This is a genomic window from Natronospirillum sp., assembly GCF_022565775.1.
Taxonomy (GTDB): domain Bacteria; phylum Pseudomonadota; class Gammaproteobacteria; order Pseudomonadales; family Natronospirillaceae; genus Natronospirillum.
Genome location: NZ_JAIUMC010000027.1, coordinates 1 through 13218, shown reverse-complemented (window position 1 = coordinate 13218; position 13218 = coordinate 1). Strand labels below are relative to the sequence as shown.

The 13218-nt window shown below is 58.4% G+C and carries 15 protein-coding genes; 10 read left to right on the top strand and 5 right to left on the bottom strand.

The window, feature by feature from the left end; all coding sequences use genetic code 11:
- Nucleotides 1-11: 11 nt before the first annotated feature.
- Both LAT62_RS07340 and LAT62_RS07335 read left to right on the top strand, forming a co-directional pair.
- Nucleotides 12-581: a cytochrome c oxidase assembly protein gene (locus tag LAT62_RS07340; RefSeq protein WP_293381265.1), complete on the top strand. Its 570-nt coding sequence runs from the start codon at nucleotides 12-14 to the stop codon at nucleotides 579-581.
- Nucleotides 581-1480, top strand: a complete 900-nt coding sequence (locus tag LAT62_RS07335) for a cytochrome c oxidase subunit 3 (RefSeq protein ID WP_293381262.1) — start codon at nucleotides 581-583, stop codon at nucleotides 1478-1480. The genes LAT62_RS07340 and LAT62_RS07335 overlap by 1 nt, the downstream gene beginning before the upstream one ends.
- A 27-nt stretch (nucleotides 1481-1507) precedes the next feature.
- On the opposite strand, the gene LAT62_RS07330 is transcribed toward LAT62_RS07335, so the two are convergent.
- The gene (locus tag LAT62_RS07330) at nucleotides 1508-1717 is read right to left on the bottom strand and encodes a DUF2909 family protein (protein ID WP_293381259.1); all 210 of its coding nucleotides are present in this window, start codon (nucleotides 1715-1717) and stop codon (nucleotides 1508-1510) included.
- A gap of 38 nt (nucleotides 1718-1755) precedes the next feature.
- Between LAT62_RS07330 and LAT62_RS07325 the strand changes: the two genes are divergently transcribed.
- The 4 genes from LAT62_RS07325 to cyoE are packed head-to-tail and all read left to right on the top strand — an operon-like array spanning nucleotide 1756 to nucleotide 4911.
- Nucleotides 1756-2439, top strand: a complete 684-nt coding sequence (locus LAT62_RS07325; protein WP_293381256.1) for an SURF1 family protein — start codon at nucleotides 1756-1758, stop codon at nucleotides 2437-2439.
- A gap of 1 nt (nucleotide 2440) precedes the next feature.
- Nucleotides 2441-2974: a hypothetical protein gene (locus LAT62_RS07320; RefSeq protein WP_293381253.1), complete on the top strand. Its 534-nt coding sequence runs from the start codon at nucleotides 2441-2443 to the stop codon at nucleotides 2972-2974.
- Between the two features lie 13 nt (nucleotides 2975-2987).
- On the top strand, nucleotides 2988-4004 hold the full coding sequence (locus LAT62_RS07315) for a heme A synthase (RefSeq protein WP_293381249.1): 1017 nt from the start codon (nucleotides 2988-2990) through the stop codon (nucleotides 4002-4004).
- Nucleotides 3994-4911: a heme o synthase gene (gene cyoE, locus LAT62_RS07310; RefSeq protein ID WP_293381246.1), complete on the top strand. Its 918-nt coding sequence runs from the start codon at nucleotides 3994-3996 to the stop codon at nucleotides 4909-4911. The genes LAT62_RS07315 and cyoE overlap by 11 nt, the downstream gene beginning before the upstream one ends.
- A gap of 3 nt (nucleotides 4912-4914) precedes the next feature.
- On the opposite strand, the gene yihA is transcribed toward cyoE, so the two are convergent.
- Nucleotides 4915-5538, bottom strand: coding sequence for a ribosome biogenesis GTP-binding protein YihA/YsxC (yihA, locus tag LAT62_RS07305; protein WP_293381243.1), 624 nt, complete (start codon nucleotides 5536-5538; stop codon nucleotides 4915-4917).
- A gap of 77 nt (nucleotides 5539-5615) precedes the next feature.
- Between yihA and LAT62_RS07300 the strand changes: the two genes are divergently transcribed.
- From LAT62_RS07300 to LAT62_RS07290, 3 genes are all read left to right on the top strand, one after another.
- Entirely contained in the window at nucleotides 5616-5945 is a 330-nt protein-coding gene (locus LAT62_RS07300) for a c-type cytochrome (RefSeq protein ID WP_293381240.1), read from the top strand.
- 107 nt (nucleotides 5946-6052) lie between these two features.
- A complete protein-coding gene (locus LAT62_RS07295) occupies nucleotides 6053-6688 on the top strand; it encodes a c-type cytochrome (RefSeq protein WP_293381237.1) in 636 nt (211 codons plus the stop codon).
- 177 nt (nucleotides 6689-6865) lie between these two features.
- Nucleotides 6866-7504, top strand: a complete 639-nt coding sequence (locus tag LAT62_RS07290; RefSeq protein WP_293381234.1) for a thiol:disulfide interchange protein DsbA/DsbL — start codon at nucleotides 6866-6868, stop codon at nucleotides 7502-7504.
- 63 nt (nucleotides 7505-7567) lie between these two features.
- Here LAT62_RS07290 and LAT62_RS07285 read toward each other — a convergent pair whose 3' ends face one another.
- On the bottom strand, nucleotides 7568-7759 hold the full coding sequence (locus LAT62_RS07285; protein WP_293381231.1) for a PA3496 family putative envelope integrity protein: 192 nt from the start codon (nucleotides 7757-7759) through the stop codon (nucleotides 7568-7570).
- 211 nt (nucleotides 7760-7970) lie between these two features.
- Nucleotides 7971-10322 carry a diguanylate cyclase gene (locus LAT62_RS07280; protein ID WP_293381228.1) on the bottom strand — a complete coding sequence of 784 codons (2352 nt, stop codon included), beginning with the start codon at nucleotides 10320-10322 and terminating at the stop codon, nucleotides 7971-7973.
- A gap of 128 nt (nucleotides 10323-10450) precedes the next feature.
- Here LAT62_RS07280 and uvrD point away from each other — a divergent pair, with 128 nt between their 5' ends.
- Nucleotides 10451-12598, top strand: a complete 2148-nt coding sequence (uvrD, locus tag LAT62_RS07275) for a DNA helicase II (RefSeq protein WP_293381225.1) — start codon at nucleotides 10451-10453, stop codon at nucleotides 12596-12598.
- 23 nt (nucleotides 12599-12621) lie between these two features.
- Here the strand turns inward: uvrD and LAT62_RS07270 are convergent, their stop codons facing one another.
- Nucleotides 12622-13029, bottom strand: a complete 408-nt coding sequence (locus LAT62_RS07270; RefSeq protein WP_293381222.1) for a hotdog domain-containing protein — start codon at nucleotides 13027-13029, stop codon at nucleotides 12622-12624.
- Between the last annotated feature and the right edge of the window lie 189 nt (nucleotides 13030-13218).

The window sequence follows — 13218 nt, the reverse complement described above, 5'->3', positions numbered from 1 at the left end:
GGTGAATGGTCATGTCTGACACAGCGCAGAAGTCCAATACCAAGAACATTAAAATAATGGCGCAACTGGGTTTGTTGTCCGTTGCCATGGTCGCCTTCGTCTTTGTTGGTCTGGTACCCATGTACAACTGGATCTGTGAAGTGACCGGCATTGGCGGGCGCACCACGGGCCCGACCACTGAACTGATTTCCGAGATCGATGAAAGTCGGGATATCAGGGTCCAGTTCATGGCCAGCATGCAGACAGACATGCCGTTCGAATTCCGGGCGCTGGATACCCGGGTGCAGGTGCATCCGGGCCAGCAGCACACGATTCACTATCGGGTGACCAACACCAGCGACGAGACGCGTACTGTTCAGGCAGTGCCGAGCCTCAGCCCTTACCGGGTGACAGAACACTTCCACAAGATAGAATGCTTCTGTTTTGAACAGACCGTTCTGGAGCCTGGCGAATCACTCGACATGCCGATGATTTTCTATGTCGATCCGCGTTTGCCTGAAGATGTGAGAACGATTGCCATGTCCTATTCTTTGTTCAACATGCCAGGATATGCCCGGGCTGACATCAAGGAGACCAACTGATGTCGTCATCAACCCATGACAAGACACCAGCCTATTATGTTCCGGAATCAAGCCGTCTCCCTATTGCGATGGCTTTTACACTGTTTCTGCTGGCCTGGGGTGGCGCCGGTTGGTTGCAGCAGGTTGCCGGGATTCAGGAGAATACCTCCGGTGTCTGGATCTTCTCTCTGGGCATGATCCTGTTTGCCGCGACCCTGACGATCTGGTTTACCAAAACCTCGCGCGAGCATATGGCGGGCCTGAACAGCGAGCAGTTGCAGGACAGTTATCGCCAGTGCATGAAATGGTTCATCGTCTCCGAAGCCATGTTCTTCGCGGCGTTCTTCGGTGGCCTGTTCTATGTAAGATTCTTCGAGCTGCAGTGGATGGCCGGCGAAGGCGCCAAGGCGGCCACCGGCATGCTCTATGAAGGGTTTGAATATACCTGGCCGTTGTTGGTCAACCCGAATCCGGAGGCGGTACCCGGTCCGCAGGAAGCCATGCACTGGACCATCCCGCTGATCAACACCACACTGCTGATTACCTCGAGTGTGACGCTGACTTTCGCGCACCATGCGCTGCGCAAGGAGCACCGCAGCGGGCTGAAAAACTGGTTGCTGGCCACCATTGTTCTGGCCGTAATATTCCTGGGTTTCCAAGCCTACGAATATTATGAAGCCTATGCGCATCTGGGCCTGACACTGGATTCCGGAATTTACGGATCAACCTTCTTTATTCTGACCGGGTTCCATGGCATCCACGTGATCATGGGCACCATCATTCTGATTGCGCTTTATTTCAGGGTACTGAAGGGGCACTTTACCGGGCCGGATCACTTCGGTTTCGAGGCGGGCGCCTGGTACTGGCACTTTGTGGATGTTATCTGGGTGCTGCTGTTTTTCGTGGTCTATATCTTCTGATACAGACCACAGGCAGGGACCTCTCTATCAGTAGGTGCCCGACCAGGGCGCCTGCACATCGAGCTGGCCGGTAAGGATGCCGGCCACCAGCACCACCAGCAGGGCGACAGCAAGACCCACTCGCCACCAGAGCCAGTAAAGTGTCTTTGCCCCATCTTCCCGCCATAGATGACGCGCCGACGTTGCCAGGGCTCCAACCATGGCCAGTAACAGAACAGCCAGCAATAGCTTGAACATACAGGGTCTCCGTTATGCGGTTTAAGCCGGGTCTGGCCATGACAGCTTTCGTACTGTTCTTTCTGCCCATAACCCTGTCACTCGGGTGGTGGCAGCTTAACAGGGCGGAAGAAAAAAAACAGGTGCTCGCGGTGCTTGAAAGTCGGACAAATGAGGCTGTCGAGTGGATCTCCGGGGTGGCGCCAGAGGCCGGCTTCCAAATAGAGGCCTGCATCGACTGGAGCGGCGAACTTTGGTATCTGGACAACAGAACCTGGCAGGGCCGAGTGGGCTATGAAGTCTATTTGCCAGCAACGCTTTGCGATACTGACGAACCGTTGCTGCTGGGCCTGGGGTGGATAGAGGGCCTGGCGTCGCGCCGTGAACTGCCGGCAGTGTCTGGCCTGGACAGTCTGGCGGAGCCGGTGGCCATGCAAGGCGAAGTCAGACCGAGATCTGCAGCGCCCTGGCTGACCGCGGAGGCCGAGGCAGTGGCGCCTCGGCAGTGGCGCCTGCAGAGTCTGGCGGATGTGCCCGATGAGCGTTGGGGGGACGGCACTCCGCTGATCCAGTTGCGGACACCGGATGATGCTGTATTGAGAGACATCTGGAATCCCGTGAACATGCCACCGGAACGCCATATCGGGTATGCTGTGCAGTGGTTCGGTCTGGCGTCAGTTCTGGTACTGGGTTTTCTGGCCTGGGGCATCAAGCGGGGTCGTACGAATACCATGAGGTCATGACATGATGGCAAAGGCGACACCCAAGCCCGGTTACAAGGCAGTGCAACTCTGGGTTGTGCTGCTTACCCCATTGCTGGTAATACTGGCGTCTACCGGCCTTTACTATTCGGGCTGGCTTCAGCCGGAGACGACGACCAACAAGGGCGAGCTGATCATGCCGCCTCTGGACATCACTGACTTGGGGGTTGATGACCTCGAGCGCAGTTGGTGGATGGTGACGGTGTCGCAGAACGGCTGCGACAGTGACTGCGAAGAAATGCTTTACTGGGTGCAGCAGGTCCACATCCGACTGGGACGAGAAAGTCCGCGTGTCAGTCGTTTGCTGCTGACGCCCGAACCGGTCAGTCTGAATGAAACATTCCCGGGGCTCCAGGAGCGCCAGGGTGATCTGCAGGCACTGCCCATGGACGAAGACCTGCAGTTGTTCATTGTCGATCCGAACGGCAACATCATGATGAAGTTCGATTCCGACAACCCTTATGAGGATGTACTGGACGACATGAACAAATTGCTCAGCCGCTCAACAATAGGTTAGAGGTGTAGTACCCATGCTGCGAAAGGCCCTGTCTCGCCCCGGCTACATGCTGGCCCTGATCTCCGTGATCTTCAGTTATTTTGTGGTCACCATTGGTGCCTATACCCGTCTGGTTGACGCCGGGCTGGGCTGCCCCGACTGGCCGTTCTGCTATGGCCATCTGTGGGCACCGCTTTCCGATGAGGCCATCTCGCTGGCCAACCAGGCCTGGCCGGAGTTTCCTGTAGATCACGACATCATCTGGCCGGAAATGCTGCACCGTTATGTTGCCTTCATTCTGGGACTGATGGTACTGGGACTCTGGTACATTACCTTCCGCCATCGCAACGTACCCGGTCAGCCGATCAAGCTGCCGATCGCCATCGGCATCATCATCTGCATTCAGGCCGCTTTCGGGGCCTGGACCGTAACGTTGAAGCTCTGGCCGCAGGTGGTCACGGCACATCTGCTGGGAGGGTTCCTGACCGCGACTCTGCTCTGGCTGCTGACGTTGCGCCTTTCCGGCTGGCAGCCCGGCCTGCGCTGGGTCAATACCAAATACATGTCCATGCGCCTTGCAGTCATCACTATGGTGGCACTGATCATTCAGATCGCGCTGGGCGGATGGACCTCCGCCAACTATGCCGCTTTGGCCTGCCCCGACTTCCCGACCTGTCAGGGTTACTGGTTCCCGCCGTTCGATTATGTTCGGGGCTTCGATATCTTCCAGAGCGTCGGGCCCAACTACCTGGGCGGGCAACTGGATGGTGAGGCACGCGCGGCAATTCACTATGTGCACCGGGTCGGCGCACTGGTCGTCACCGGCTTGATGCTGGTGCTGGCGTGGGGCGTGCATCGCGCCGGTTTACAATCGCTTGCCAAATTGTTGATAGCAACACTGACAGTGCAGGTTGCACTCGGTATCATTAATGTCTATTTTGCGCTGCCCCTGTGGGCTGCGACGGCGCACAATGGTGTGGCACTGGTACTGCTTATGGTGCTGACCACCATCATGTACCGAATGTACCGGGAGTTATCGTATGACCAATAGCGTGGCCCGATCCACGCGCGGAGCACTGGCCCGCGACCTGTGGGAGATGTGCAAGCCCAAAGTCGTGCTGTTGATGCTGATCACTGCGGTGGTCGGCATGGCTCTGGCGACAGACGGCTGGATTGCGCCCCAGGTGCTGGTGTTCGGCAATCTGGGTATTGCGCTGGTGGCCGCCTCCGGGGCGGCCATCAACCACCTGATGGACGAGCGGATAGATCAGAAGATGGCCCGCACACAGCGCCGTCCGGTGGCCACCGGGCGCGTGTCCGTGCCTCTGGGTATCGGGTTTGCGGCAGCACTGAGCCTGTCGGGCAGTCTGATTCTGTGGTGGAGTACCAACCTGCTCACCATGTGGCTGACCCTGGCAGCCCTGGTGGGCTATGCCTTTATCTACACCGGATTTCTCAAGCGCGCCACACCACAGAATATCGTGATTGGCGGGCTGGCAGGTGCAGCTCCGCCACTGCTGGGATGGACTGCGGTAACAGGCCAGATTGAACCCATGGCGCTGCTGCTGGTATTGATTATCTTTGCCTGGACGCCACCGCATTTCTGGGCGCTTGCCATCCATCGGCGTGAAGACTACGCCAAGGCGAATATCCCCATGTTGCCGGTGACGCACGGCGTCGCCTATACCAAGTTGTTTGTTTTGCTTTACACCATTTTGCTGACGGCAGTGACACTGTTGCCCTACCTGATTCTGGAAGCCGGGCGTCTTTATCTGGTCGTGGCCATGCTGCTGAACATCCGGTTCATCCATTGGGCGTGCAAACTGTATCGGGATGAGCGCCATGCCATGCCGACGTTCCGCTTTTCGATTACCTATCTGTTGTGGCTGTTTACAGCGCTACTGGCCGATCACTATCTGGAGCTCTATCTGCCGCGACTGCTCGCCATGATGGGCTGAGGGTTATTCGGCGGGCGGCAGGTGGGGCGAGAACCAGGTACTGAGTTGCTGCTCCAGGGTGTCGAGTCCTTCTTTGCGCAACGACGAAAATGTCTGCACGGTGACCAGATCATCCACATTGGCGAGGCCCTTGCGGGCGGCCTGCAGGGCATTGAGCTGCGGCCCCTTTTTCAGTTTATCGGCCTTGGTCAGCAGAATGTGGGTAGGGATCTCTGCATCCACGGACCATTGCAGCATGGCCTGATCAAACTCCTTGAAGGGGTGGCGAATATCCATCAGCAGAACCAGCCCGATCAATGATTTGCGGGCCTGCAGGTAGGCTTCCAGCTCGGCGTCCCATTGTTGCTTGATCGTCTTCTGCACCTTGGCATAGCCGTAGCCGGGGAGGTCCACCAGACGGACAGCCTCGGTCTGCAGCGTAAAGAAATTGATCAACTGGGTCCGACCGGGCGTTTTACTGGTGCGAGCCAGTTTATGATTGCGGGTCAGGGTGTTCAGGGCGCTGGACTTGCCTGCATTGGAGCGACCGGCAAAAGCCACTTCCGCCCCCTGATCCGGAGGACATTGGGCAAGACCAGGCGCACTGGTCAGAAAACGGGCCTGAGCAAAATTGAGGGTATCTGACATTGAGCAAAATTCCTGTACGCCGATGGTCGCTGGTAGCTGCAGCGCCACAGTTTAACAGAAATGGAGACCGGCGGCGGATGGCTGTGTGGCTGTTCGGTTTGAGTGTGCTGGGTGCCGTGCACTCGGTCGGGGCGGAACAACTGAAAGACCCATTGCAGACCGTGGAGCAGAACTGTCTGTCCTGTCACCAGTCCGGTGCCGGCAATGCCCCCCGACCGCAGAACCATGGCGACTGGCGGTCGTTGCTCGAAGAGTACACGCTGGAGCAATTGGTCGATCATGCCTGGGACGGCCGCGGACGAATGCCGGCGAGAGGTTTCTGCCGGGACTGCACCTACGAGGATATCGAGCAAGCTGTCCTGTACATGATTCCGCAGCGCTTGCTGCAGGACTCGTCTGACGACTGATTTGGAGACTATCTGGCAATTAAGAGTGTATTTTTTGCCCGTCTGAATTGCCCGCATGACCGGCGGTCGGTAAACTACCGGCCATAATCAATAACTTGGATCACGGCATGATGAAAAGAACCATCGCGGCCGCTCTGGCCATTGCAGGGTTGTCTGGCCTGGTATTCGCTGAAGTTGATGCGCAGCGCGGTGAAGAGCTGTCTCAGACCTGTGCGGGATGCCACGGCACAGACGGCAACAGTTCAGATCCTGCCAACCCGAGTCTGGCGGGGCAGAACGAGCGCTATTTTGTAGAGCAGCTACAGGCGTATCAATCCGGGCAGCGCGTCAATGCTCTGATGCAGGGTTTTGCTGCCGATCTGAGTGAACAGGACATGCGCGACCTGGCTGCCTTTTATGCAGAGCAGGAGCCTACTTTCGGTGAAGCAGATCCGGACCTGGTCGAACTGGGGCGCCAAATATATCGTGCCGGTATAGAAGAGAGCGGCGTCATGTCCTGTATGGCCTGCCATGGCGCCCAGGGCCAGGGCAACGCGCCAGCCGGGTTCCCGCGGGTAGCGGGTCAGCATGCGGACTACACCATTCGCCAGCTGGAAGCTTACCGGGCCGGGCACCGTGCTGATGAGCCCAGTGAAAACGCCCGCATGACAGATGGGCAGACACGCAAGATGCGTGCAGTGGCTTATCGGATGCGCGATCACGAGATCGAGGCTGTCGCCTCTTATCTTCAGGGTTTGCACTGAATCAGTGCTCCCGCGCTCTATAAATCAACTGTAAAAAGGCGGAACCATCCGCCTTTTTTATGCCCAAATAGCCCATAATCCCAACTCGGGTCAAGCACACATCAGGCCCGATGGGCCACCACTGGCGCCGCTCTCCGCGGCGTCCTAAAGACAATAAAGTAGTTCGGGTATCCAGCTATGTTGAGACGTTTCCTGTTGCTGTCAGTACTGCTGGCTGCGTTGACAGCTATGACCTCCGCGCACGCAGACCACCTGCAAGAAGGTGTCCACTACCGCGCTCTGAGTTCTCCCGTCAATGTGTCCATTCCACGTGGCAAGGATGGCATCATTCACGAATTTTTCTGGTACGGCTGTATTCATTGCTACAATCTGGAACCAGCCGTGATGGAGTTCAAGGAAAGCCTGCCGGACAATCTGGCGTTTGAGGAAATCCCCGCCACTTTCAGCGAAGTGCACGAGCTGCATGGTCGGGCCTTTTACGCTTGGCAGTTTCTGAATATGCCCGAGAGCACGCATCAGGCGCTCTATGACGAGATCTTCGTCAACGGGAACAACATGCGCAATGAGCGTGAACTGGTGCGCTTCTTCGAAGACAAGGGTGTCAGCGCGGATGATTTTCAGAAAATGATGAACTCGTTTTCTGTACAGACGAAGATCCGCGTCGCACAGAACCTGACCGCCAGTGCACAGGTACGCGGCACACCTTCAGTTATGGTCAATGGTCGCTACATGGTAGAAAGTGGTATGCCGGGCGTGCAGTCCAATGAGGACATGCTGCGGATTGCGCGTGAGCTGGCATTGGAGCTCGCGGATTAAAACCGGTGTATGAGCCAGGGGGTCAAAGTCGACAGCGTCTCGGTCTTTGACGCCCTGACCTGATCAGAGCAGTTCCAGATCCCAGTCGTCGAGTTCCTGGCGCAGTCGCTGCCGTTCCAGATGGTCTTCAACAGCGCGCCTGGCGGCGAGCCTGCGATGATTGTTCTGTCGTTTGTTCTCACTGCTTTCCGTTGCTTTGTGCAGATGGTCGTCTTCCAGATTGGCCAGTTCGACCTCAAACAGATTTGTCGACATGAACAGACTCCTTGTTGGGTCGGCACGCACCCTGCTCACTGAGCGCACCCGTTTATTCTTCTTCTGACAGCGCAGGATAGCCCTGTTGTGCTTCCTGCATCTGTCCCAAGTTTAGTTCAAAGGCGAGGCCCGAACAAACCAAAAATGCATCAGTTGCGTGGACATCGTCACATTTAGCTGACGTTAACGACAGGGCGCGGTGGTTACGGGCTCAGTGCAGCATTCGCGGCTGTTCTGCCGACGGCTGAAAGTGTCGTACAAAGTTGACCAGATCTCCGGCAGCCAGAGTGTGTCCTATCTGGTCGCCCTCGGTGCGGTCAGGCTGCAGATCTGCCAATAGCCGGAGGTCCGCGAAGCTGTTCACCCGATTGATGGTCAGCCCCCAGCCCAGTTCCTGACCCATGCGGGTCAATAAGCGCAATTGCGTAGGTTCGGTGCAGGCCACCCGAACAACTGACACCGGCAGTTGTGTGAGCTGGCCCAGAGCTACGGGCCAGGCCTCGGCATCTTCCAGCGCCAGGTGTATGCCGGAGCGATGAAGGGCATTCATCTGGGCCTGTACCAGTGCACGATCGCGCTGCAAGGCTCTGGCCGGGACACTGAGTTCGAGCAGCGAGGGAGGGATGCCGAACTCCTCCAGTACTCCCTCTGTCAATTCGCGCAGGTGTTCGTTGAACAGCAGGCGGTCATTAAGCGGAAACGACAGGATCAGGGCTTCCCGATCCGTGGCCTCGGCGCACTGCACGTGGCAAGCGCAGGCATCCCGCAGCATTTGCCGGTACAGCTTTTCCTCAAGCCGTTTTTCCTGGGCCAGAGCATAAAGTGGCTCGGTGCTGAATTCTCCTAAATCGGTATAGTCCAGCACGGTACTGACCCGGATGCCAACAATGTCGCCACTGGCACCGCGAACCTGAGGCCGGTAACGCAAGGGGGTCTCCAGGCAGCTCAGGATTTTCTGCAGGGCAGCCAGGGATTCCGCCTTGCGCGTACTGGCGCTACGGTGCAGATCGGCAGCAACATGGACCTGATTGCCGCCCTGGCGTCTGGCCTGCTCGAGTGCCATACCGGCCTCGTTCAGGCACTCATGAATATTGTCAGCGGTCAGCATGACCAGCCCCAGTGAGGCGGTCGGTAACACTTCGTGCTGGTCCAGCAGCATCGGGCGATGGATGTCCGCAACAATCTGATCCGCCAGGTGGCGCAACCGCATAGTCGTTTCAAAATGCGAGAACAGCAGCCCGAAGTGGCCGCCGCCCAGGCGAGCCACCATCATCAATGGCGCCCCGTACTGATGCAGACGGGCCGCCAGATCCTGCAACAACAGGTCACCGATGGCATGTCCTTCGCTCTCATTGAGCGCACTGAACTGGTCAATGTCGAGCAGCCCGATGGCGACCTGCTGATCCGGCAGGTGGTCCATGCGCCGGTAATAGTCGAGCTGCTGATGGAAATAGCTGCGATTGGGCAACCCCGTCAATGGATCATAGTGCCCCTTGGCGAGAGCCCGCCGAGCGCCGTCTGTCTGTGCCAGGTCACGCCCGAACCCAAGGTAATGGCTGACCATGTTGTCGGTGATGACTGCCCGGAACATCATGTGCAGCGGGAAGCTCTGCCCGTCCGATCGCTGCTCCAGCAGCTCCCCTTCCCAGTGCCCCTGTTCTGCCAGTCGTTCGACAATGGTCTTGGCTATCCGGCTGCTGCTGCAGTCGGCCCATAGGTGGCCTTTCCAGTCCTCCTGAGAACGGCGCAGCATGGCGGCAAAAGCCGGATTGAGCGCACTGACCCTGAAATTCCGATCCAGCACCAGCAGGGGATCCAGATTGTCTCTGAACAGGCTGGCGGCCAGCGTCAGCTCCTGTTGCTGGGTCACTTCTTCGGTAATATCCCGGCGGGTGCCCAGCATGCGTCTGGGGCGATGGCGTGCGTCATAGGCGATCGTACGCCCGGTGTCCTCAAGCCAGCGGGGTGGCTCTTCGCGATTACGATAGCGCACTGTCAATCTTGCGGTATGGCCACGCAGGTGTTGCAACAGATCTTGTCGCACCCGACTGAAGTCGTCCGGATGGACATAGTCCGCAAGCGGTCGCATGACACCCTGCTGTAACTGACCAAACCCCTGTTCCGGGCCGCTGATGTGCAAATGACGACGGCCGATGTCCCAGTCCCAGACCGCCAGCTGGCTCGCCTGCATGGCCATTTGCAGTTTCTGGTCATTCTGCATCAGGGCTTCCGTGTAGGCGTCCCTGAGCCTGATCTCGGTGGTCAGCTGTCGATTGTTGGCTGCCAGTTCGCGTGCTCTGCGGTCAATCTGGCGTGCCATTTGATCCTGGTCGTCATACAGTTGCTGCAGTTGCCGCTGCTGATGCCAGAGCATTGCTGCCGCCGCCGCCAGCACCAGCAGCGTCACACCCGCCCAGACTGCGGCTGGGGCGCTCAGCCAGAACAGCAGGCCCCAGCCGGTCAGCAACAGTATTAGCCCTGGCAACAGCCGCTGCCAGACACGCAGCGGTGAATTTTGAGGGGTGGCGCGGGTACGGCCACTTTCAGTGGGCAGCGGTTTCATGTTCGGCCTTGTATGTCCATACAGCTTCGTTAGAATGCGCGACAGTCAGTTCTAACTGTAGTCGCCGGCACTCCGGGCTGCCAGATCAGGCTGTCATCGTTTATTGCTTTTCCTGCACGGAGTCTCCGATGTCCATACTCGAGCGTCTTGCCACCCTCAACGAACCCCAGCAGAAGGCGGTCAAATCAGATGCGCAGCATCTGCTGGTGCTGGCCGGGGCGGGCAGTGGCAAAACACGGGTGTTGACCCATCGCATGGCCTGGTTGCTGGAAACCGGACAGGCAGCGCCCACCGGCCTGTTGGCGGTCACCTTCACCAACAAGGCCGCACGCGAAATGCGCACCCGCGTCGAGGAGCTGCTGGGCCAGCCGGTTGATCCGCTGTGGATCGGTACCTTTCACGGGCTGGCACATCGACTGCTGCGCCAGCATCACCTCGAAGCCGGGCTGCCCCGGGCTTTTCAGATCATGGACAGTGATGATCAGTTGCGCCTGATCAAGCGACTGCTGACAGAGCTGGGCCTGAAAGACTCCAGCCTGGAGCCGCGTCAGATGCAGTGGTACATCAATGACCAGAAAGACGAGGGCCGTCGCGCCGAGCATAGTGCGCCCAGCTCGGATCCCTTCGAGCAGGCGCAGCAACAGGTCTATGCGGCGTATCAGGACGCCTGCAACCGGGCCGGCGTGGTCGACTTTGCCGAACTGCTGCTGCGGGCGCATGAACTGTGGCGGGACAATCCGGCCCTGCTCAAGCATTACCAGCAGCGGTTTCGCCATGTGTTGGTCGACGAGTTTCAGGACATCAACACCATTCAATATGCCTGGCTGCGCATCCTGCTGGGCACCCAGGGCAACCTGATGGTGGTCGGCGATGACGACCAGTCTATCTATGGCTGGCGCGGCGCCCGGGTAGAAACCATTCAGCAGTTTCACGATGATTTTCCTGGCGCCGAACTGGTTCGCCTGGAGCAGAACTATCGCTCGACCCAGACCATACTGCGTGCCGCTAATGCGGTGATCGACCACAACAAGGGTCGCTTGGGCAAGGAACTCTGGTCGGACGGCGACGCCGGTGAGCCGCTGCAGGTCTATACGGCATTCAATGAGCAGGATGAAGCGAGATTCATAGCCGAGCAGGCAGAAAACTGGATTGAATCCGGTAATTCAGCCGACGATATCGCGGTTCTGTATCGCTCCAATGCCCAGTCACGGGTATTGGAAGAGGCCCTGATGCACGCCCGGTTACCCTACCGGATCTATGGCGGCATGCGCTTCTACGAACGCCTGGAAATTCGCAATGCCCTGGCCTACCTCCGCCTGGTGGCCAACCCGCAGGATGATCCGGCCTTCGAGCGGGTGGTCAATGTGCCGCCCCGCGGGGTAGGTGAAAAATCACTGGAAAAGATCCGCCAACTGGCGCGTGAGGAAGGCAGCTCTCTTTGGGATGCGGCGCACCTGAGCGTCGAGCGGCGGATGGTCAGTGGCAAGGCGCTGCAGGCGCTGAGTGTGTTTTTCCAGTTGATGACGGACTTGCAGCAGTCACGGCAGGCGCTGGGGCTGCGCGAGCTGGCGCAGACCGTATTCGACATGACCGGCTTGCTAGACTACCACAAGGCGGAAAAGGGTGAGCGTGGCCACGTGCGCGTCGAGAATCTGCAGGAGCTGCTCAGTGCGCTGGATAACTATCAGGCGGCAGAGGAGCTGGATCCACTGAACGAATTTCTGGCCGAAGCCAGCCTCAATGCCGGTGACAATCAGGCCGAAGACTATGAAGCGGCGATCAGCCTGATGACGCTGCACTCGGCCAAGGGTCTGGAGTTTCCGCTGGTCTTTCTGGTCGGCATGGAAGAGGGGTTGTTTCCGCATCAGCGCTCCTCCAGCGACCCGGAGCGGCTGGAGGAAGAACGGCGTCTCTGCTACGTCGGTATTACCCGCGCCGAGCGCAAGCTGTACATCACCCATGCCGAAAGCCGACGACTTTACGGGCAGGACAGTTTCAATCCGGTATCCCGTTTTGTGCGCGAGATACCGGAGGATCTGCGCGAGGATATTCGCGTACCGCTCAGTCTGTCTCGCCCCTCATCCACGGCGGCGGTCGCACCGGCGGACAACACGGTGTTGCCGCTGGGTTCGCTGGTCAGACATCCGATTTTCGGGGAGGGTGTAGTCCTGCAATATGAGGGTCATGGCCCCAATGCGACGGTGCAGGTCAATTTCACCAATGAGGGCGTGAAGCAACTGGTCTACCAGTTTGCCAAGCTTGAAATCATCGGCTGAAACAGTCGGCCTTCAGGGCCCGTTCACGCCATCTGCGTGCCGTTAGGCAGTGGTCTGATCCGCCGTTGCTCGTCAATGGCGACATAGGTGAACTCGGCTTCCGTGACCTTGCGCCGCTGGCTTTCTTCCGGCATGCGGCACCATACTTCAATGGACACCCGCAGTGAACTGCGGCCGGTCTGCTTGAGCAGGGCATAGCAGCACACGATCGAGCCCACCCGAACCGGGCGTACAAATGACATTTCACCAATGGCCATGGTGGTGACCCGCCCGCGCGCGATGCGGGTGGCCATCAGGCCCGCCGCAGTGTCCATCTGGGTCACCAGCCAGCCCCCGGAAATATCGCCATTGGCGCTGGCATCAGCCATCATTGGCACAATGCGCAGCATGAGCTCGCCCTGCGGGTTGGGTGAAAGACTGTCATCGTGCATGGCCGTAAGCGCACCCTTGAGCTATGGATTCCGGACTCTGATTGTACCGGCTTCCGCGCCTTTACTACAGCGGACAGCAGAAAACGAGGCTGAGGCTTCTTGACGCCACTGAACCGCATCAGTATATTAGCGCTCCGTTGCCGGCATAGCTCAGTTGGTAGAGCAACTGACTTGTAATCAGTAGGTCCC

Excerpts from the sequence above, each read along its gene's own strand:
- uvrD (WP_293381225.1), top strand. The coding sequence starts at position 10,451 with ATGTCCATACTCGAGCGTCTTGCCACCCTCAACGAACCCCAGCAGAAG.
- yihA (WP_293381243.1), bottom strand. The coding sequence starts at position 5,538 with ATGTCAGATACCCTCAATTTTGCTCAGGCCCGTTTTCTGACCAGTGCG.
- LAT62_RS07270 (WP_293381222.1), bottom strand. The coding sequence starts at position 13,029 with ATGCACGATGACAGTCTTTCACCCAACCCGCAGGGCGAGCTCATGCTG.
- LAT62_RS07285 (WP_293381231.1), bottom strand. The coding sequence starts at position 7,759 with ATGTCGACAAATCTGTTTGAGGTCGAACTGGCCAATCTGGAAGACGAC.
- LAT62_RS07330 (WP_293381259.1), bottom strand. The coding sequence starts at position 1,717 with ATGTTCAAGCTATTGCTGGCTGTTCTGTTACTGGCCATGGTTGGAGCC.
- LAT62_RS07325 (WP_293381256.1), top strand. The coding sequence starts at position 1,756 with ATGACAGCTTTCGTACTGTTCTTTCTGCCCATAACCCTGTCACTCGGG.
- LAT62_RS07290 (WP_293381234.1), top strand. The coding sequence starts at position 6,866 with ATGTTGAGACGTTTCCTGTTGCTGTCAGTACTGCTGGCTGCGTTGACA.
- LAT62_RS07320 (WP_293381253.1), top strand. The coding sequence starts at position 2,441 with ATGATGGCAAAGGCGACACCCAAGCCCGGTTACAAGGCAGTGCAACTC.
- cyoE (WP_293381246.1), top strand. The coding sequence starts at position 3,994 with ATGACCAATAGCGTGGCCCGATCCACGCGCGGAGCACTGGCCCGCGAC.
- LAT62_RS07280 (WP_293381228.1), bottom strand. The coding sequence starts at position 10,322 with ATGAAACCGCTGCCCACTGAAAGTGGCCGTACCCGCGCCACCCCTCAA.
- LAT62_RS07315 (WP_293381249.1), top strand. The coding sequence starts at position 2,988 with ATGCTGCGAAAGGCCCTGTCTCGCCCCGGCTACATGCTGGCCCTGATC.
- LAT62_RS07340 (WP_293381265.1), top strand. The coding sequence starts at position 12 with ATGTCTGACACAGCGCAGAAGTCCAATACCAAGAACATTAAAATAATG.
- LAT62_RS07335 (WP_293381262.1), top strand. The coding sequence starts at position 581 with ATGTCGTCATCAACCCATGACAAGACACCAGCCTATTATGTTCCGGAA.
- LAT62_RS07300 (WP_293381240.1), top strand. The coding sequence starts at position 5,616 with ATGGCTGTGTGGCTGTTCGGTTTGAGTGTGCTGGGTGCCGTGCACTCG.
- LAT62_RS07295 (WP_293381237.1), top strand. The coding sequence starts at position 6,053 with ATGATGAAAAGAACCATCGCGGCCGCTCTGGCCATTGCAGGGTTGTCT.